The following is a 19,372-nucleotide window of genomic DNA, read 5'->3' as shown; positions in this document are numbered from 1 at the left end:
CCATGAGTACCGCCCCGGACGCCCGCAAGACCAACAAGCTCGGCAGCGTCAGCACCAGCTTCTGGCTTGGTTTGCTGGTGTTGTCGATGATCGTGTTCGGCGCCAATACCGGCGTCGCCACCTGGCAGGGCAGTCGCCTGGCCGGTGCCGGCACCGGCGCGGCCGATCTGCAGGTGCTGTCGCAGCAGCTGGCCAACCAGGGCCGCGAAGCGGTCTCCGGCGACCCCAAGGCGTTCGCCGCGTTCAAGGAAACCAAGGCCCGCATCGACAGCACGGTCAGCGAACTGGATGGCCGCTACGGCCAGGAAGGCTCGGTCGCCAGTTCGATGGCCCAGCTCAAGGCGACCTGGGTGCCGCTGAGCAAGAACGCCGATCAGGTCATCGCCAGCGAACCGGCGGTGCTCGGTCTGTCCGGCAACGCCGAACGCTTCTCCGGCAGCGTGCCGCAGCTGCAGGCGCAGTTGAACGAAGTGGTGCGCGCGATGACGGTCAGCGGCGCGCCCGCCTCGCAGATCTACAACACGCTGCAGCAGGTCGTGGTCGCCGGCACCATGGCGCGCCGGGTGACCGAAATGCGTGCCGGTGGCGCCAATGCCGCCGCCTCCGGCGATGCGCTGGCACGCGACTCGGTGGTGTTCACGCAGATGCTCGAAGGCCTGCGCGCAGGCAACGACGAACTGGGCATCGCCGCGGTGCGCAACCCGGCCGCGTTGTCGGCGCTGGAGCAGTCGCAGGCGCAGTGGGCGACGATGAAGAAGGACGTCGACGCCATCCTGGCCAGCTCGCGCAACCTGTTCGCCGCGCAGTCCTCGGCCGCCGCGCTGACCGCCGGCTCGAACAAGATGCTGGACGACAGCAAGAAGCTGTTCGATGCGTTCTCGGCGTTCGGCTCGGTGCGCGACACGCGCCTGTTTCCGAACTTCTGGCTGGGCGTGGTGTCCGGCCTGCTGGCGCTGCTGGCGATCATTGGCTTTGTCTGGAGCTCGGTGCGGGTGCGCTCGCGCGAGCAGGACGTGCGTTACCAGGCGCAGGTGGAATTCAACAGCCGCAACCAGCAGGCGATCATGCGGCTGCTGGACGAAATCAGCTCGCTCGGTGAGGGCGATCTGACCGTCAAGGCCTCGGTGACCGAGGACATGACCGGCGCGATTGCAGACGCCATCAACTACGCCGTGGACGAGCTGCGCCACCTGGTGACCACGATCAACGACACCTCGGCCAAGGTCGCCGTGTCGACCCAGGAGACCCAGGCCACCGCGATGCAGCTGGCCGACGCCGCCGGCCAGCAGGCCAACCAGATCACCACCGCCTCCGAGCGCATCAGCGAAATCGCCGCCAGCATCGAACAGGTGTCGCGCAACTCCACCGAGTCGGCCGAAGTGGCGCAGCGCTCGGTGGTGATCGCCGCCGAAGGTGCCGGCGTGGTGCGCGAGACGATCCAGGGCATGGACCAGATCCGCGACCAGATCCAGGAAACCTCCAAGCGCATCAAGCGCCTGGGCGAATCCTCGCAGGAGATCGGCTCGATCGTGGAACTGATCAACGACATTTCCGAGCAGACCAACATCCTGGCGCTCAACGCCGCGGTGCAGGCCGCCTCGGCGGGCGAGGCCGGTCGCGGTTTCGCGGTGGTGGCCGACGAAGTGCAGCGCCTGGCCGAACGCACCTCCGGCGCGACGCGGCGGATCGAAGGCCTGGTGCAGACCATTCAGGCCGATACCAACGAGGCGGTCAGCTCGATGGAGCAGACCACCTCCGAAGTGGTGTCCGGTGCACGCCTGGCCGAAGACGCCGGCACCGCGCTGACCGAAATCGAGCGCGTGTCCAACGCCTTGAACAACCTGATCAAGAACATCTCCATCGCCGCGCACCAGCAGTCGGCCGCAGCGACGGATATCACACAGACCATGGGCGTGATCCGTCAGATCACCAGCCAGACATCGCAGGGTGCGGAGCAGACGGCCGAGTCGATCGGCAACCTGGCTCAGCTCGCTGCCGATCTACGCCGTTCGGTCGCCGACTTCAAGCTGCCGGCGTGAGCACGACGCGGAACGGGAAAGGATCAGCAGATGGCGCGTAGTAGCGTTACGTCGATGCAGGAACAGACCGGTGGCCGCCTTGGCGGTGCCCCGGCCGTAGGCAGGGGGCTGCAATGAGTGCGCTTCGCGATGCGATGAGTCACGCCGCGCTGGGCTGGGTCAAGCCGGAGCTGGACGAGACGTTGCGCCAGGCGCGCAACGAGATCGAGTACTTTGCCGAAGAACCGTCCGACACCAGTCGGATGCGCTTCTGCGCCGGCTATCTGCACCAGGTGCAGGGCACCTTGCGCATGGTCGAGCTGTACGCCCCGGCGATGGTGGCCGAAGAACTCGAGCTGCTGGCCCAGGCGGTGCAGGTGGGCGAAGTGGCCGACCGCGACGAAGCCTGCGCCATGCTGATGCGCGGCACCGTGCTGCTGCCCGACTACCTGGAGCGTCTGCAGAACGGTCACCGCGACATTCCGATCGTGCTGCTGCCGCTGCTCAACGAAATCCGTGCCACGCGTGGTCAGCCAGGCCTGAGCGAAAGCGTGCTGTTCGCGTTCGATCCGCAGGCCGGCGTCGCCACCGAGGCCGAACTGGATCACGCGCGTGGCAGCCTGAGCGGGCGCAATCGCGAGTTGCTCGACACCGTCGGCAACGCGGTCAAGGAAGAATTGCTGCGCGTCAAGGACGCGCTGGACCTGCACCTGCGTACCGGCGGCGAGATCGCCGAACTGCAGACCCAGGTCAAGGATCTCGGCAGCGTTGCCGACACCCTGGGCATGATGGGCCTGGGCGTTGCGCGCAATGTGGTCGTGCAGCAGCGCGATGCGCTGGCGCGCGTGGTCGACGGCCAGGTGCAGATGGACGAAGGCGTGTTGCTGGATATCGCCGGTGCGCTGCTGTATGTCGATGCCTCGCTGGATGACCAGGTCGCCAGCCTGGGCGCCGATGTCGGCGACGGCAATGAAGCCAGCAACAGCGCCACGTCGTCGGAAGTGCGGCGCACGGTGGATGTGCTGGCGCAGGAGGCGATCGCCAATTTCGGTGCGGCGCGCGAGCATTTCGTCGCCTTCATCGAGACCAACTGGGACCACGCCCGCCTGACCGACGTGCCGCATCTGCTCGGCGAAGTCGGCGGTGCGCTGCGCATCCTCGAGCTGCCGCAGGCCGCCGATTATCTGGAAGGCGTGCGCCGCTATGTCGATCTGGAACTGATCGGCAAGCAGCGCGTGCCCAGCGGGCGCCAGTTGGACACCCTGGCCGATGCGATGGCCAGCCTGGAGTACTACCTGGAAGCCCTGCGCGAGCGCCGTCCCGGCCGCGAGGAGATCCTGGACATCACCCGCAACAGCCTGGAAACGCTGCGCTACTGGCCGCTGCCCTCGGGCCAGCCGTCCGACCTGCCGGTCGGTGCCGACCAGCCGGGCAGCGTGGCCGAGCCGCTTGCCGCATCGCTCGCACAGCAGGCCGCTGCCCCGGCGCTGGCGGCCAACGACGCTGCGCCGACGCCGTCGCTGGAATGGGCCAACGAAACCGTGCTCGAGGTGCCGTTTGCCGCCAGCGTGGTGCACGACACCGGCGCTGCCGCCACCGACACGGTGTTCTCGTTCGACCCGGTCGCCGCCGAAGAAACCGTCTCCGGCCAGGCGCACGTGCCGTTTACGGTTGCGCCGCTGGACCTGTCCGACGATGGCGCGCAGGCGCCCGGCGACTGGCAACTGGAAACCACCGAGCACGCCGCTCCGATCGCTACCTCCGTGTTCGACCCGGTGTCGGCCGAGCAGGACGGCAGCGTGTCGGCCGACGCCGCGCAGGTCAGCTACACCGTGGATCTGAGTGCGCTGGAGCAGGACGATAGCGCCACGCCGGCAGTTGCCGAACCGGCGCCGCTGCAGATCGAGCAGATCGAGCTGCCCGGCGATGCCGACCAGACCGAGGCACCGCTGGACTTCATCGCGCAGGCCCAGACCGGTCGTGCGCAGACCAGCATCGAGGATGCGTTCTCGCCGCCGCCGCTGCCGCCCGTGGCGCCGCAAGAGCTGGACGACCCGTTCGTCGAATCAGCGCCCGAACCGCAGCCAGCCCCGGCCGACGCCGCCGCCGAGCAGAGCGCACCGCGCGTGCAGCAGGCGGTGGTCAGTGAGTTCGAACTGGACGCCGCATCGACGGCGTTTTTGGCCCAGCTCGACGTGGCCGCCGCGCAGTTCGATGTGCAGCGTCCGCAGGTACAACAGACCACCGATGCCGACAGTCAGACTGCGAAGGCAGCGCCCGAGCCGGCAGTGAGCGAGCCGGCCCAGGCCAGTGCCGATGCCGGCATCTTCGGCGGCTTTGGCGACAGCGATATCGACGACGATATCCGCGACGTGTTCCTGGAAGAATTCGACGAAGAGCTGGTCAATCTGGGCCAGCTGCTGCCGGTCTGGCGTGCCGCGCCACACAGCCAGGACAACCTGCGCCCAATCCGCCGCGTCTTCCACACCTTGAAGGGCAGCGGTCGTCTGGTTGGCGCGCAGGTGCTCGGCGAGTTCAGCTGGAAGATCGAGAGCATGCTCAATCGCGTGCTCGACAATTCGCGGCCGGCCAGCCCGGCGGTGGTGGCGATGGTCGAACTGGCCTACGAAGTGCTGCCGCAGTTCAACGCCGCATTGCGCGACCAGGGCCGCATCAGCGCCGATCTGCCGGACATCCAGGCAGTTGCCGAGCGTGTGGCCGCGGGCGAAGAAGTCTATTACGTGGCCGCGCCGGCGACGCCGGTGGCTGCGGATGTCGCCTTCATTCCGGCAGCAGCAGGCGTGTTCGCGGCGACCGGTGGCACACCGGCATCGGTGGACAGCGTGCTGCGCGAGATCCTGGAAGCCGAAGTCGCCACCCACCTGGAAACCGTCAACGCATGGCTGCAGGCCAACCAGGCCGAGCCGCAGTTGGCGAGCGAAGAATTGCTGCGCGCGGTGCACACCATGAGTGGCGCGTTTGCGATGACCGACGTGCCGGAAATCACGCTGGTGACCACGCCGGCCGAGAGCTACGTCAAGCGTCTGCTTGCCGCGTCGCTGCTCCCCTCGCAGGAGGGCATCGACGCCATTGCGGCAACGGCGTCGGCAATCGCGACCACCGTGACCGCCTTGCGCGCCGATGCGCCGTTGATACCGTCGTTTGCGCCGTTGAGCGAACGCCTGCGCGCGCTGGTGGAGACGCTGCCGGAAGCGCAGTGGCCACCGCAGGCGTTCCTGGACGAGCTGGAAGATCTGGATGCACCGGGCGAGATGACGGTCAGCAGCGAGTCGGCGGTCGAGCTGACCGGCGCGCAGGATCTGTCGCAGTATCTGGACGCCAGCGCGCTGCCGTCGGATACGAGCGATCACAGCGCGCCGGTGCATGTCGCCGATGACGCGGCGGATGCCGATGCGCACGCCGGTGCGCACGCCGACGCCGACGCAGCGATCGCGGTGGACGAGCTGGCCGAGGCCGAGGCCGAGGCCGAAGACACCTCGTCGCTTGCGCTGGACGCACCGGCACCGCACGAACAGACGCAGACGGCTGACCTTGCTGCGCTGGAGCAGGAGCAGGTTGTTGATTCGGTCGAGACTGCGCAGGCCCCGGCCGGGGATGCGGTCGCCTCCGATGCGGGAGCGGAGCAGCTCGCCGACGCGTCGCATGGCGATGCTGTTCAGCACCAGCGCCAGCACGAAGCCGAAGCCGAGTCGCCTGGCGTCGATGCGCACGACACGCCGGCCGATGAGCCGGTGGTCGACGCCGACGCCTGGGATGCGACCGGATTGCAGCAGGCCGGCCGTATCGACGCGGCATCGCATGCGCAAGTAGGCGACATGCCGCAAGCTGGCGAGCACGTGGCAGTGGACGAGTTGTCCGACGCGGAAGCCGCGTTGGGCGATGCGCAGACGCTCGCCGCACCCGAAGCCGGGGAGATTGCTGCCGAGCGTGCAGACGCCGAGCAGCAGTCGCCGGGCGAGCACGCTGCCGAGCACGAGCAACTCGGGGGTGACACAAGCGCGCAGGATGCCGAGGCGGTGTTGAGCGATGACGCGGCATCCACGGACGAAGCGCCTGTCGAGACCATCGAGGCATTGGAAGCAGTGCATGCGCAGGCCCCGCTGGCCGACCACACGCATGCGGCGACCACCGAAGACTGGACGCCGGACAGCGCGGCGCTGGACCGCGAGTCGACCGGGCAGGGTGACCACGTGTCCACCCCGCACGACGAGGCTATCGGTGCGCACGCGCAGCCGCCCGCCGACGCGGCAGTGCAGCAGGGCGATGCCGCGTTGCCGCAGGATGACGACGCGCAGCTTGGCGACCAGTTGCAGGTGGAAGACACCGCGCAGTTGGGCGAGCATCCGTCTTCCGAAGAACATGCGCTGTCGGGCGAGCAGGTGCATCCGCAGGAACCTGTGCATGCGGACGATGCTGCGCAAGCGGAAGCGCATGTCGCGTCGGGCGAGCAGGAACACCTGGACGCGCACGCGCATACCGACGAAGTCGAGCACGTTGCGGAAGCCGAGCGCGCTGCAGAAGCAGAGCAGACTCCAGCAGCAGAGCAGGCCGAAGCAGGGCAGGCTGAAGCAGAGCACGCTACAGAGACAGAACAGTCTGCAGCGGCGGAACAGGCAGCGGCGGAACAGGCCGCAGACGCAGACCACGCTGCGGACGTACAGCAGGCTGCCGAAGCGCTACCCGAACACACCATCGAGTCGGTGCAAGCCTTCGAGATGGCGCAGGTGGCCGATCAGGTCGAAGAGACCGGTGATCCGCAGTCGGAAATTGTGCCAGAGCTGCATTCGGACGTCGCTGCTGACGCCGAGGCGGATACCCATGCCGATGCCGAGGTCCACGCGCAGCATCCAGACGCAGACGCGACGCTCGAGGCTGCCAACGAAACGGATCCCGTCGAGCAAGTCGAACACACCGAACAAATCGAGTATCCCGATCACGCCGAACGAGTCGGACACACCGAACACACCGAGCAAGCCGAACCCACCGACTCCGCAAGCGAACACGAAGACGCCGCCGCCGTGGCCTTCAGCGCGCCGGTGGAAGACGCTGCGGCGGGCGATAGCGCCGCCAGTGACGTGGGCGCAGCCTTCGATACCGGCCCGCTCAACTTCGACCAGCTCGATGGTGAGCTGGTCGACATCTTCGTCGAGGAAGGCCGCGACCTGCTCGACCATTGCGATGGTCTGATCGCCCGCATGCGCGAAGTGCCGGAAGACCGCGAGGTCCTCAACGGACTGCAGCGCGACCTGCACACGCTCAAGGGCGGCGCGCGCATGGCCGGCATCAACGCCATCGGCGACCTCGGCCATGCGATCGAATCGCTGCTTGAAGCGGTGGCGGCCAACCGGACCGACATCGACCGCGATGACGTGCGCCTGTTCGAGCGCGGCTTCGATCGCCTGCATCAGCTGTTGACCCGCACCGGCATGCACCGCGCCGTGGCGATGCCGACCGACCTGGTGGAAGCCTTCGAAACCCGTACCCGTGGCCGCAATGCCGCAGAGCCCAGCGACGCCGATGTGCGTGCGATCGCCAAGGCGTCGGTGGAACCGGCACCGCTGTCGGCGCCCATCCCGGTCGACGGCCAGGTCGAAGAAGAACTGATGCCGCGCACGCAGCAGGAACAGGTGCGCGTGCGTGCCGACCTGCTCGACCGCCTGGTCAACCACGCCGGCGAAGTGGCGATCTACCGCTCGCGGCTGGAACAGCAGATGGGTGCCTTCCGCGGCGCCATGGGCGAACTGGATCGCACCAACGCCCGTCTGCGCGACCAGCTGCGTCGTCTGGATCTGGAAACCGAAGCGCAGATCGTGGCGCGTTATCAGCGCGAGCAGGACCAGGGCGATCGCACCTTCGATCCGCTGGAACTGGACCGCTTCTCCACCCTGCAGCAGCTCAGCCGCGCGCTGAACGAATCGGCCGCCGACTTGGGCGGTCTGCAGGGCGTGCTGGAAGATCTCTCGCGTCAGTACGACGGCCTGCTGCAACAGCAGTCGCGCGTCAGCTCCGAGCTGCAGGATGGCCTGATGCGCGCGCGCATGGTGCCGTTCGACGGTCTGGTGCCGCGTTTGCGCCGTGTAGTCCGCCAGGCCGCCACCGACACCGGCAAGCAGGTGCATCTGCTGCTGGAAGGTACCCAGGGCGAGCTCGATCGCAACGTGCTCGATCGCATGGTCGCGCCGCTGGAACACATGCTGCGCAACTCGGTGGCACATGGTCTGGAAGCGCCGGAGCAACGGCGCGACGCGGGCAAGCCGGAAGAGGGCAGCATCGCGATCCGTCTGCGCCGCGAAGGCTCGGAAATCGTGCTGGAAGTGGCCGACGACGGCGCCGGGCTGGACCGCGAGGCGATCCGTCGCCGCGGCGAGCAGCGCGGCCTGATCGAACACGGCCAGGAGCTCAGCGAGGCCGAACTGGATGGGCTGATCTTCGCCTCCGGTTTCAGTACCTCCGAGCAGGTCAGCCAGCTGGCCGGCCGTGGCGTGGGCATGGACGTGGTCCGCAACGAAGTGCGTCAGTTGGGCGGCTCGGTGGACATCCACTCGGTGCGCGGCCAGGGCGTCACCTTCACCCTGCGCCTGCCACAGACGCTGGCGGTCACCCAGGCGGTGTTCGTGCGCATCGGCGACACCACCTTTGCGGTGCCGGTGGCGTCGGTCAGCGGTATCGGCCGCATCTCGCGCAGCCGCTACGAGTCGGGCGAGGGCGGTTACCACTACGCCGGCGAAGAGTACGTGCTGCACGATCTCGGCTCGCTGGTCGGCCAGGCCGCCGCGCGTGCCGATGGTCAGGCGCAGGTGCCGTTGCTGCTGGTGCGTGCGGGCGACCTGCGCGCGGCGGTGGCAATCGACCAGGTCCTGGGCAACCGCGAAATCGTGGTCAAGCCGGTGGGCCTGCAGATCGCTTCGGTGCCGGGCATCTACGGCGCCACCATCACCGGCGATGGCCGCGTGGTGGTGATCCTGGACGTGGCCCCGCTGGTGCGCCGCTATCTCAGCCAGCCGGCGCGTCCGGCGCCGGAAACCCCGGCCGAATCGCAGCGCCAGGTGCCGTTGGTGATGGTGGTGGACGATTCGCTGACCATGCGCAAGGTCACCAGCCGCGTGCTGGAACGCCACAACCTGGATGTCACCACCGCACGCGATGGTGTCGAGGCACTGGAACTGCTGCAGGAGCGCGTGCCCGACCTGATGCTGCTGGACATCGAAATGCCGCGCATGGACGGCTACGAACTGGCGACCGCGATGCGTGCCGACCCGCGCTTCAAGGCGGTGCCGATCGTGATGATCACCTCGCGCAGCGGCGAGAAGCATCGCCAGCGCGCCTTCGAGATCGGCGTGCAGCGTTACCTGGGCAAGCCTTACCAAGAGTTGGATCTGATGCGAAACGTGTATGACCTGCTGGGGATCGCCCGTGTCCGAGAATAATGGCGCAATGGGAACTCCGGTCGCCCTGCTAGGCCGGCCCGGGCAGGCGCGCGAGCGCCTGCGTGAAGCGCTCGGCCTGGCCGGTGCCCACGTGGTGCTGGAAGACGAGCCCTCCGCGGTGGACGTGCAGATGCTGCGCGATGCCGAGCCGGTGGCGGTGCTGGTCGCGCTGGAGCCGTCGATCGAAGACGCGCTCGAAGCGCTGGAGCCGGCCTTCAACATGCCCGGCGTCACGGTGATCTTCGACGAGGCCGAGTTGACCGTGCGCCGCGAGGGCTGGGAAGCGCAGCGCTGGGTGCGCCATCTGGCCGCCAAGCTGCATGGCCATGCCGACGTATTGCCGCCAGGCACCGAGAGCGAGCCGTCGCTGCATCCCGAACCGGGCCTGGAACTGGCGCCGCGGCAGCATTCGGACCTGCAACTGGACCAGCATCTGCAGGCAGCCGCGCACGCATTCGACAGCGTGCCCGGCGATGCCTTGTTCGCACGGGGCGCGGCCACGTCCGAGGCCGCTGCCGACAAGCCGGGCCTGACGCTGGGCGATTCCAGTACCTGGGGCCTGGTCGACGAGGTCGCGGTGGTGGTGCGCCCGCGTGCCGAATTGAACATGGACGCGTTGTCGACCGGCGGGCTGTCGCTGGTGGAGCTGGATCAGGCCGGTGACACCACCGGTGCGGTGCTGGTGCTGGCCGGCATCGGCGGCCCGGATGCGATCCGTCGCCTGCTGTCCGCGCTGCCGCCGGCGTTTCCGCGCGCCGTGCTGGTGCGCATGACCCTGGATGGCGGGCAGTACGGCAACCTGGTGCGGCAGATGGGACGCGTGTCGGCATTGCCGGTCGAACTGGGCGAAGCCGGCCAGGTGATTGCGGCGGGCAAGGTCTACGTGCTGTCCGACGACATCGGCGTGCAGCAACATGCCGGCGCGCTGGCGTTTGTCGCGCAGGCCGATCCGGCCGGGCTGGTGGCCGCGTTGCCGCCGACCGACAGTGCGGTGCTGATGCTCAGCGGCGCCAACGAGGCGCTGGTCGAGGCCGCGCTGGCGCTGGCCGAGCAGGGCGGCTGGCTGGCGGGTCAATCCGCCGACGGCTGCTACGACCCGGCCGCGGCGGCGCGTCTGGCGCGCCAGGGCATTCTGACCGGCGACCCTGCGCAGCTGGCGCAGGCGTTGGCGCAGCGCTGGCCGGCGTGAGCCGGGCGCTTCCTCTCAAGAACGGAACAGGTGCGATGAGCTACGCCAACAATGACGAAATCCGCGGCGTCCTGATCCAGGCCGGCCAGGAGCGCGTGCTGCTGCCGAACGCCACGGTGGCCGAGGTGATGTCGCGGGTGGCGGTCGAGCCGATGGCCGAGATGCCGCGCTGGGTGGTCGGGCGCATCGACTGGTACGGCTGGAAGGTGCCGCTGCTGTCGTTCGCGCGCTTGAGCGGCATGGGCGACGAACCCACGGCGGTCAACAACAAGGTGATCGTGCTCAAGGCGCTGGGCGGCAATCCGGCGCTGCCGTATTTCGCCTTGCTCACCGCCTCGTTCCCGCAGCTGATCTCGGTGCCGCGCGATGGCCTGCTGGCCGACGCCTCCGAAGATGCGCTGCCCGACGGCGTGCACATGCGCGTGCTGCTGGGCGAGCAGAGTGCGCTGCTGCCGAATCTGGATGCGATCGAAGCGCAGGTTGCGCAGGCGCTTGCGGCGGTTGCCGCCTAAAGCGCCAGTGCTGGGCGACGACGCTGCCCGGTTGCGGGCGGTGCCGGGATGAGGGTCGGACCGGGGGCTGCGCTGCCCGGACGAGCGTCGCCTTGCTGCGTGCGGTGCATGCCGACACCGCAGGTGGCTGGGATGTCTTGCTGCCGTAGGGCAACCGTTTGCGGGGGCGTGATCTGTATGTGTCAGCCTGGTCCAGACAACACGCATGACGCGCGCAAGACGCGCCCGCGGCTGGCATGAGTCTTCCCGTCTTCGCGCCCGTCGAGCATGCCGACGGTGTGCTGCTGTGCGACCTGGCCATCGTCGATCCGGCCGCGATGGCCGATTACCACAGCCGCAATCGCGCGCATCTGGCCGCGGCGATGCCGCTGCGGCCACCGGCGTTCTACACCACCGAGGGCTGGCGCCGGCTGAGCATCGCCTACCGCACCGCGGTGCCGGGCGAACGCGAGTTGCAACTGGTGTTGCTGCGCGATGCGCAGGTGATCGGCACGGTTGGCTTCACCCAGATCCAGCGCGGTGCCTTCCAGGGCTGCCATCTGGGTTACGGCCTGGATGCGCAGCAGCAGGGGCGCGGTTTGATCCAGTGGGCGGCCACGCAGGGCATCGGGTTTGCGTTCGGCCCGCTTGGCCTGCATCGGGTGATGGCGCAATACGTCCCCGACAACCTGCGCAGTGCGCGTGTGCTGCAGCGGCTGGGCTTCCAGATCGAAGGCTATGCGCGCCGTTATCTGCAATTGAACGGCGTCTGGCGCGACCATGTATTGACCAGCAGGTTGCGCGACGACGATCCGGCGGCGGGTGCGTGAGCCCGGTTGCGCAGGCGAATGTAGCGATGCGCGTTGTGCGCTGACCTAGGGCGTGACAGTCAGCGGCTCGACACGCAGTTGGTCGGCTTCGAGTCCTGCATCCTGCAAGACCTCTACCTGCGTTGACCAGCCGCGTTGCCGGAGGCGCGCGCGCAGTCGAGTTGCCCAGTCCTGCACTTCGGGTGCATCGGGTGTGGCGGCCAGGATGCGGATCCGAGCCGGCGCGTAATCGTCAGCGGCGGCGTGGCGTGCAAGCCAGTCGGCCGGCGACATGGCGCGCGTTATCGGCGCGATGCGGCGCGCCGGAGCGGATTTTGCTCGAGACATCCCGATCTCGGTCGCCGTGGTGCCGATGGCTGGTTGGCTGGCGGGCGGTGTTGCGCGGGTGGCGTCTGTCTGCGGAAACGGCGCATGGAGCACGCGCAGCGGTGCGGGCTGGCCTGCAACAGGCGCGCGTGATCGCAGCGTGCCGTCTGTTGCGCTGATGACGGTCGGCGCCTGCTCGGTCACCGGCATTGGGGCCGGCAGCGATGCCGGTGCGGGCGGGGGCGGGATGGGGGCAAGTGCTGCAGGCGCGCCGCGCCGGGCACTGGCTGCGAGCGAGCCACTTACCGACGCATCCTCGGGGAGTGCGGCGATCGGGGCTGGAGCTGGTGCAGGCGCCGCAGAAGGCTGCGCGTCGGCAGATTGCAGGTCAGTGCCTGGCGTGGGTTCGGCGGCGAGTGCGGAGTCGAATGATGGCGCAGCTGCGGCAGGCGCCGGTGCACTGACTGGTTCCGGTGCCAAGGCGGGCGATGGCAGGGCCGACGGCGCTGGCGGCGGGGAGGGCGCTGCCGCGCTCGGGCGCGCTGCGGTTTCGGGGACTTCGGCATCCGCAGGTGCCGGCACTGCGGGCAAAACCAACACATGCTCTGTGCCGGGATCGACCTGCTCAGGCGCGCGCCTGGCTGGGTGAACTGTCGACGGTTCGCCGACTGCCGCCCCGACTGCAGCCGCTGCCGGCGCCTCCGCGGTGGGCTGACTGGCCTGCCACTGCAATCCGATGCCGACCACCAGGGTGATCGATGCAGCGAAGGCCAGCGTCGGCATCCAGCGCGGGCGACGGCTGCTGCGCCGGCGGGCGGCTGGGTTGCCGGCAGGGGCGGGGTTTGAGCTTGCTGTGGCTGCTGATGCCTGCGCCTGCGCCTGCGCCGATGCATGGGAGGTGGATGCGGATGTGGACGCAAGGTCGGGCGCAGAAAGCGCGCGCGATGCGACTCCAGATGCAACGGCTGCTTCCTCCGCAGATGCCGGTGCCGCCGTAGCCAGCGACGCAGCTGATGCTGCGGCCACGTCCGCTATCGGACGCAGCTCTGCCATATCGGCGTGTGGCGGTTGCGCGGCGATCCACGCACGCGCGGACTCGCTCAGGTTCGTCGTCCCGGTCTGATCGACAGGCTGGCCCTGTGCAAGACGCGCCTGCACGGCAGCACGCCGTGCGGCCTGCGCCTGCTCCGCCTGCGCGGCGGCCGCCGCAAACATCGCCGCCATCGTGGCGGGTGCTTCGAACTGCAAGGTGTCCTGCGGTGGATGCACTGCAGCGCGTTCGGCATCGGCGTTGCGTGCGGCCTGTGCGAACCACACCTGCATCGACGCCGGCGGCGTATGCGCCGGCAGTGCACGCAGCAGTGCGGCAAGCCCATCGCTGCCGGCGACAAACCGTTCGAAGGACTGGCTCATCGGGTCGCGTCCAGGCTCAGACGCAACTTTGCGAATGCATAGCGCAGCCGGCTCTTGACGGTCTCGAAACCTTCGCCGATCACCTGTGCGATTTCGTCGACGCCGAGCTCGGCAAAGAAGCGCAGCACCACCACCTCGCGTTGTGCGTCGGGCAATGCCATCACCGCGGCGCGCACGCGATGGTGTTGCTGGCCGAGCATGGCGAGCTGCTCGGTGGACAGGTCGTCATCGGGCAGCTGCAGATGGGCGTCGTCCAGCGCCACCGAGGTGCTGTGATAGGCGCTGCGACGGGTGTCGATCCAGCCGTTGCGCGCGATCTGGAACAGAAAACTGGTGAAGGCGGCCTGCCCGGGGCGGTAGTCGCTGCAGCGGGTCATCAGCTTGACCCAGGTCTTCTGCGCGAGGTCTTCGGCTTCGCTCAGGTTGCCTTCGCACAACCAGGCCAGGAAGTTGAACAGGGCGCGGTTGTGACGCGTGAACAACTCGGTGGCCGGCTGTTCGACAAAGCCATTGGCGACGAGGAGCATGAGCTCCTCGTCGGGAAGATGCGCAAGGTCGGCAGGTTGCATGCGCGCAGTATAGGCAGGTGCCGCGCGCATCAGTCGGTGCTGGCAATTGGCCGGCTACTCAGTGCATCGGCCTGCTGCACCATCTGCAGGAAATCGGCGCGGTAGCCGAAGCGGTCGCTGCCCAGGCTGGCCGCGGCCAGGGCACGCACCTGCGGATAATCCCAGCCGTGCAGCTGAGTGCCGCCACGCAGGCGCTGACCGAACCCGGCCACTGCGGCGGAAAAGCGGAAGGCATCGCTGGTGGCGTTCAAGGCCCGGCGCTGATTGCTGCGGACCACCGTGTCGAGCAACTGGCTGCGTTGTGCATCGGGCAGTTTGTAGCGCAGTTTGACGTGCGCCAGTTCGCTGTCGATTGCACGCACTTTTCGAGGTGTGGCGGTGTTGGCATAGCGCAGCGGGTCCACCGATGCGTGGCCATCGGTCGGGGTGATTTCATACAGCGCGGTGACGGTGTGGCCGGCGCCGATCTCGCCTGCATCGACCTGGTCGTTGTTGAAGTCCTCGCGTTGCAGTGCGCGGTTTTCATAGCCGATCAGGCGGTATTCCTTGACCGTGTCCGGATTGAATTCGACCTGGATCTTGACGTCGCGCGCGATCGTGGCCAGCGTTGCGCCGAGCTCGTGGGTCAGTACCTTGCGTGCTTCCAGCGCCGAGTCGATGTAGGCGTAGGCACCGTCGCCGGCATCGGCCAGCTGTTCCATCAGCGTGTCGTTGTAATTGCCGGTGCCGAAGCCGAGCGTGGACAGCGCCACGCCGGAGCGCCGCTTTTCGGCGACCATGCCCTTGAGCTGATCGAAGTCGGTGACACCGACATTGAAGTCGCCATCGGTGGCGAGCAGGATGCGGTTGATGCCGCCGCGCAGATAGGCTTGCTGGGCAGCCCTGTAGGCCAGTTCGATGCCGCTGGCGCCGGCGGTGGATCCGCCCGATTGCAGGCTGTCGATGGCTTCGATGATGCGGCCCTGCTGGTCGCCGGGCGTGGGCGGCAGCACGACTGCGGTGTTGCCGGCATAGGTCACCAGGGTGATGCGATCTTTCGCGCGCAATTGACGCACCAGCAGCTTGAGCGAGGATTGCAGCAGCGGCAGTTTGTCTGGCGAGCCCATCGAGCCGGAGACATCGACCAGAAACACCAGGTTGGCCGGCGGCAGATCGGCGGTGGCGATGTCGCGGCCGGCAATGCCGACGCGAAGCAGCAGGCTGTCGTTGTTCCAGGGCGTGGGCGCCAGTTCGGTGCGCACTGCGAACGGTTGGTCGTTGGTGGGCGCAGGGTCGTCGTAGCGGAAGTAGTTGATCAGCTCTTCCACACGCACGGCGTCCACCGGCGGCAGCGTGCCTGCGCTCAGGAAGCGCCGCACATTGCTGTAGCTGCCGGTGTCCACGTCGATGCTGAAGGTGGACACCGGATTCGCTGCGGTTTGCACGATCGGGTTGTCGCGCAGCGTTTGATAGGTTTCGCGGTCTTCGGCCGGCGCCGGTAGGAGCGGCGGCATTGGCATGCGGTTGTCGAGCATTGGGCGTTGTGCAACCCACTTGGCGCTTGGCGCCCGCTGTGCAACGGAGGCCTCAAGTGCGATGGACGCTGCTGGCATCGGCATCGGCATCGGCATCGGCATCGGCATTGCGGATGGCGATGGTGCCGGTGCTGGACTCGGCACAGACGGCGGCTGCATGGGGTGGGCGGGGACAGGCGCTGCGAGACTGCCCTCGATCTGCGCGGGTGTCGAAGCGGTGGATGGCGATGGCTGCGCGGTTGCAGGCAGCACGGTGGCGCGCGAGCTGTCGCTGTTCGGCTCGGTCGGCTCGTGCGAGCAGGCGCTCAGCAGCAAGGCGAGCGCAAGAAGGCTGTGACGGGGCATGGGAATCCTTTGCGTGGCGAAGAGGGATGGGTGAACAACGGACAGCCCGAGGTCGCCGTGCACTGCGCCTCTGTTGAGTAAACGGGCCAGTGCGGCAAACGGGGTTAACTGGGGTGAAGATTTTTTCGATCGCTGCTGAGTGCTGCTGTGTGCAGTCCCCGCTGGGGGGAGGGCTGGGCGCTGGGCATCACTTGCCCCCGTACCCTCATCCCAATTTCTCTCCCGTTGGAGAGGCTCGATTCTTCCCTTCTCCCATCGGGAGAAGGTGGCGCGTAGCGCCGGATGAGGGTACGGCGGTGCAGGGCGGTGTCGGTCGCCCGTATCCTCACCCCAACCTCCGCTCCGCTCCCCGGCCCGGCCCGGCCCGGCCCGGCCCGCGCCAGCAGCGCGGGCGCTCCAAGGCACGCGCGCCGGTGGCGCGCAAGCCGTACCTTCTCGCCGCTGTGGGAGAGGGGCTTTACAGTCAGTGCTGCGCGTTATGCGCGAATCCGCACTGCTGGGCGCCGCAGGGCGGTTTATCCGCGTGCGGCGCTGTCGCATGATGGAAGGCTATGGCCGCGCAGTGCGGTTGCCTGTCTTCTTCCTGCATGGAGTTCGCCCGGATGATCCAACGTCGTCACTTCCTCAAGAGCGCCACGCTTGGTGCGATCGCTTCCGGCCTGGCCGGGTGGGGCGCACGTGCGCAGGCCGCCGCCGGTGCCGGCACGGCCGGACGCGTTACCGCGCTGCCGCGCGGCGCGGCGCGGGTGATTTCCACCTGGGATTTCGGCATTGCCGCCAATCAGGCGGCCTGGAAAATCCTTGGCAGCGGCGGTATCGCACTGGATGCGGTGGAAGCCGGCGTGCGGGTGCCCGAAGCGGACCCGAGCAATCCCACCGTGGGGCTTGGCGGCTATCCGGACCGCGACGGCCGGGTGACGCTGGACGCCTGCATCATGGATCACCTGGGCAATTGCGGCTCGGTTGCTTCACTGGAAGATGTGGTGCATGCGATTTCGGTGGCGCGCGCGGTGATGGAAAAAACCCCGCATGTGATGCTGGTCGGCGATGGCGCGCGGCAGTTCGCGTTGGAGCAGGGGTTCCCGCAGACCAAGCTGCTCACGCCCAGCTCGGAAGCGGCGTGGAAAGAGTGGTTGAAGACCTCGAAATATTCGCCGGAAGCCAATATCGAAAACCGTGCCTGGCGCGATGCGAAACTGCCGGGTGGCAAGGACAATCACGACACCATCGGCATGCTGGCGCTGGATGCGCACGGCAACCTGTCCGGCGCGTGCACCACCAGCGGCATGGCGTGGAAGATGCACGGCCGGGTTGGCGACAGCCCGATCATTGGTGCGGGGCTGTATGTGGACAACGAGGTGGGCGGTGCGACCTCGACCGGCGTCGGCGAAGAGGTCATCCGCAATGTCGGCAGTTTTGCGGTGGTGGAAATGATGCGCCAGGGCAAGTCGCCGGCCGATGCCTGCCGCGAGGTGGTGATGCGGCTGATCCGGCGCAAGCCCGAACTCACCCGCACCTTGCAGGTAGGATTTCTGGCGATGAACAAGCGCGGCGAGGTGGGGGCGTTTGCGATCCAGAAGGGTTTCAGTTACGCGGTCTGCGATGCGCAGCGGCAGGATCTGCTGGTGCCCGGCGAAAGCCACTACACCACCGAGCCTACAGCATGAGTGCGTTGGGGCTGGAAGTGGCCGCCGATTCGGTGGGGTCGGCATTGGCGGCGCAGGAAGGCGGTGCGATGCGGGTCGAACTCTGCGGGGGGCTGGACGGCGGCGGGCTGACGCCATCGTTCGGCACGCTGGCAGTGGTGCGTGAGCGATTGCAGATTCCGCTATACGTATTGATCCGTCCGCGCGTGGGCGACTTCGTCTTCGACGCGGCAGAGGTCGAGGCGATGCGGCGCGATGTGGAGCAATGCGTGCGGCTGGGCTGCGATGGCGTGGTGCTGGGCGCGCTGGATCCGCAAGGGCAGGTCGACATGTGCACGATGCGGGTGTTGATCGCCGCAGCCGGTTCGCTGGGCGTGACCTTTCATCGTGCAATCGACGTCAGTGCCGATCCGTCACGCGCGCTGGAAGACGCAATCACGCTGGGTTGCGAGCGCGTGCTGACCTCTGGTGCGCGTGCGAGCGCACTCGAAGGTGTCGACACCATTGCCGCATTGGTGCGGCAGGCAGGCGACCGCATCAGCATCATGCCGGGCGCGGGCGTGTCCGAAAGCAATGTGCGTGCGCTGCGCGCCAACACTGGCGCGCGCGAGTTCCATGCCTCCTCACGTGGGCCGGTTGCGGCGCAGGTGCATGCACCGCACGCGTATATCACCGATCTGGGTGGCGATTACCAGCGTACCGATGTGGCGCGTGTGCGGCGGATCGTGGGGTTGTTGCAGGAGCTGTGAGGCGCTGCGTGCCGATTGTGGAGCGCGTGAGCTGGGACCTTTTTGCACGCTGTGGCTGGGCAATTTAGGTGAAGCGAAGACGTCGCATGTGAGCTGTAGCTTGGCTGCAGGGTCCTTGCCCGCTCACCATCGCAGGACACGCCGCAAGTACGTCCCTGTAGGCTCTTACGCGGCATCCATGCCGCGTAAGGTCCCGCGACGGTGGACGGACAAGGACCTGTCGAGATGGTCGGCATGGAGAAGAGCAGGAGCGGTTGTCGGCGAGCCGCTTGTGCAGTTCTATCAGCGCACGACCAACTTAGCAGGCGCGATGCCCTTGCCGGTTCCGGGACCCTTGGCGGCATGGATGCCGCCACGGAGCCTCCACGGATGGATTCACGGCGTGTCCCGGAAGTGGTGAGGGCATTGCGCCCTCGACCACCAGGCTTTGCTGCGTTGAAACGGCGGCCGAGCTCAAGAGCATGTTGTGTTGAGCTTAGACAGGGCACTGTGGAAGAAGCGAACGCAAAGCATCTGATCTGCTGCTTCTTTGCAGGGCCCTTGCCCGCCCACCATCGCGGGACACGCCGCAAGTACGTCCTTGTAGGCTCTTACGCGGCATCCATGCCGCGTAAGGTCCCGCGACGGTAGGCGGACAAGGACCAGTCTCGATGGTCGGTACGCATGGCTTTCAATAAAACAGCCAACAACTTCTCTGGTGCGGTGTCCTCGCCGCTTGCGGGACCGTGTGGCGGCATGGATGCCGCCACCGAGCCCCCAGGGACGGGTTTACGGCGTGTCCCGCGAGCGGCGAGGGCACCGCGCGCTCGACTGAATTGGGCTTGTGTCTTGCGCATTTCGCGGCGTGTCCCGCG

The 19,372-nt window shown here is 67.7% G+C and carries 11 protein-coding genes; 8 read left to right on the top strand and 3 right to left on the bottom strand.

Annotated elements, in window-relative coordinates:
* Window positions 1–2: 2 nt before the first annotated feature.
* The 5 genes from ABQY74_RS14730 (at window position 3) to ABQY74_RS14710 (ending at window position 11,976) form a co-directional block, all read left to right on the top strand.
* Window positions 3–2,039: a methyl-accepting chemotaxis protein gene (locus ABQY74_RS14730; protein WP_016904289.1), complete on the top strand. Its 2,037-nt coding sequence runs from the start codon at window positions 3–5 to the stop codon at window positions 2,037–2,039.
* Between the two features lie 113 nt (window positions 2,040–2,152).
* Entirely contained in the window at window positions 2,153–9,466 is a 7,314-nt protein-coding gene (locus ABQY74_RS14725; RefSeq protein WP_349791996.1) for an Hpt domain-containing protein, read from the top strand.
* Window positions 9,467–9,473: 7 nt separating this feature from the next.
* Complete coding sequence (locus tag ABQY74_RS14720; RefSeq protein WP_349791994.1) at window positions 9,474–10,655, top strand: chemotaxis protein CheB; 1,182 nt, start codon at window positions 9,474–9,476, stop codon at window positions 10,653–10,655.
* A 35-nt stretch (window positions 10,656–10,690) separates the two neighbouring features.
* Entirely contained in the window at window positions 10,691–11,167 is a 477-nt protein-coding gene (locus tag ABQY74_RS14715) for a chemotaxis protein CheW (RefSeq protein ID WP_039526024.1), read from the top strand.
* A gap of 236 nt (window positions 11,168–11,403) precedes the next feature.
* The gene (locus tag ABQY74_RS14710) at window positions 11,404–11,976 is read left to right on the top strand and encodes a GNAT family N-acetyltransferase (protein ID WP_127159891.1); all 573 of its coding nucleotides are present in this window, start codon (window positions 11,404–11,406) and stop codon (window positions 11,974–11,976) included.
* A 45-nt stretch (window positions 11,977–12,021) separates the two neighbouring features.
* On the opposite strand, the gene ABQY74_RS14705 is transcribed toward ABQY74_RS14710, so the two are convergent.
* The 3 genes from ABQY74_RS14705 to ABQY74_RS14695 all read right to left on the bottom strand — a co-directional run bounded on the left by ABQY74_RS14705 (window position 12,022) and on the right by ABQY74_RS14695 (window position 15,778).
* Entirely contained in the window at window positions 12,022–12,492 is a 471-nt protein-coding gene (locus tag ABQY74_RS14705) for a hypothetical protein (protein WP_349791991.1), read from the bottom strand.
* Window positions 12,493–13,691: 1,199 nt separating this feature from the next.
* On the bottom strand, window positions 13,692–14,264 hold the full coding sequence (locus tag ABQY74_RS14700) for a sigma-70 family RNA polymerase sigma factor (protein WP_102251519.1): 573 nt from the start codon (window positions 14,262–14,264) through the stop codon (window positions 13,692–13,694).
* Window positions 14,265–14,293: 29 nt separating this feature from the next.
* Complete coding sequence (locus ABQY74_RS14695) at window positions 14,294–15,778, bottom strand: von Willebrand factor type A domain-containing protein (protein ID WP_372469906.1); 1,485 nt, start codon at window positions 15,776–15,778, stop codon at window positions 14,294–14,296.
* A gap of 61 nt (window positions 15,779–15,839) precedes the next feature.
* On the opposite strand from ABQY74_RS14695, the gene ABQY74_RS14690 reads away from it, so the two are divergent.
* The 3 genes from ABQY74_RS14690 to ABQY74_RS14680 all read left to right on the top strand — a co-directional run bounded on the left by ABQY74_RS14690 (window position 15,840) and on the right by ABQY74_RS14680 (window position 18,518).
* Window positions 15,840–16,115: a hypothetical protein gene (locus tag ABQY74_RS14690; RefSeq protein ID WP_372469905.1), complete on the top strand. Its 276-nt coding sequence runs from the start codon at window positions 15,840–15,842 to the stop codon at window positions 16,113–16,115.
* Window positions 16,116–16,725: 610 nt separating this feature from the next.
* Complete coding sequence (locus tag ABQY74_RS14685) at window positions 16,726–17,790, top strand: N(4)-(beta-N-acetylglucosaminyl)-L-asparaginase (protein ID WP_349791985.1); 1,065 nt, start codon at window positions 16,726–16,728, stop codon at window positions 17,788–17,790.
* Entirely contained in the window at window positions 17,787–18,518 is a 732-nt protein-coding gene (locus tag ABQY74_RS14680) for a copper homeostasis protein CutC (protein WP_349791983.1), read from the top strand. Before ABQY74_RS14685 ends, ABQY74_RS14680 begins: the two co-directional genes overlap by 4 nt.
* Window positions 18,519–19,372 lie beyond the last annotated feature (854 nt).

It is taken from the genome of Xanthomonas sp. WHRI 7064 (assembly GCF_040202355.2).
In the GTDB taxonomy this organism is placed as follows: domain Bacteria; phylum Pseudomonadota; class Gammaproteobacteria; order Xanthomonadales; family Xanthomonadaceae; genus Xanthomonas; species Xanthomonas arboricola.
The sequence above is the reverse complement of the archived record's forward strand: the minus strand, read 5'-3'. Positions and strand labels throughout refer to the sequence as shown.

Coding starts and splice junctions, on each gene's coding strand:
- ABQY74_RS14685 (WP_349791985.1), top strand. CDS start 16,726: ATGATCCAACGTCGTCACTTCCTCAAGAGCGCCACGCTTGGTGCGATC.
- ABQY74_RS14700 (WP_102251519.1), bottom strand. CDS start 14,264: ATGCAACCTGCCGACCTTGCGCATCTTCCCGACGAGGAGCTCATGCTC.
- ABQY74_RS14680 (WP_349791983.1), top strand. CDS start 17,787: ATGAGTGCGTTGGGGCTGGAAGTGGCCGCCGATTCGGTGGGGTCGGCA.
- ABQY74_RS14730 (WP_016904289.1), top strand. CDS start 3: ATGAGTACCGCCCCGGACGCCCGCAAGACCAACAAGCTCGGCAGCGTC.
- ABQY74_RS14690 (WP_372469905.1), top strand. CDS start 15,840: ATGGACGCTGCTGGCATCGGCATCGGCATCGGCATCGGCATCGGCATT.
- ABQY74_RS14720 (WP_349791994.1), top strand. CDS start 9,474: ATGGGAACTCCGGTCGCCCTGCTAGGCCGGCCCGGGCAGGCGCGCGAG.
- ABQY74_RS14715 (WP_039526024.1), top strand. CDS start 10,691: ATGAGCTACGCCAACAATGACGAAATCCGCGGCGTCCTGATCCAGGCC.
- ABQY74_RS14725 (WP_349791996.1), top strand. CDS start 2,153: ATGAGTGCGCTTCGCGATGCGATGAGTCACGCCGCGCTGGGCTGGGTC.
- ABQY74_RS14695 (WP_372469906.1), bottom strand. CDS start 15,778: ATGCTCGACAACCGCATGCCAATGCCGCCGCTCCTACCGGCGCCGGCC.
- ABQY74_RS14705 (WP_349791991.1), bottom strand. CDS start 12,492: ATGCCGGTGACCGAGCAGGCGCCGACCGTCATCAGCGCAACAGACGGC.
- ABQY74_RS14710 (WP_127159891.1), top strand. CDS start 11,404: ATGAGTCTTCCCGTCTTCGCGCCCGTCGAGCATGCCGACGGTGTGCTG.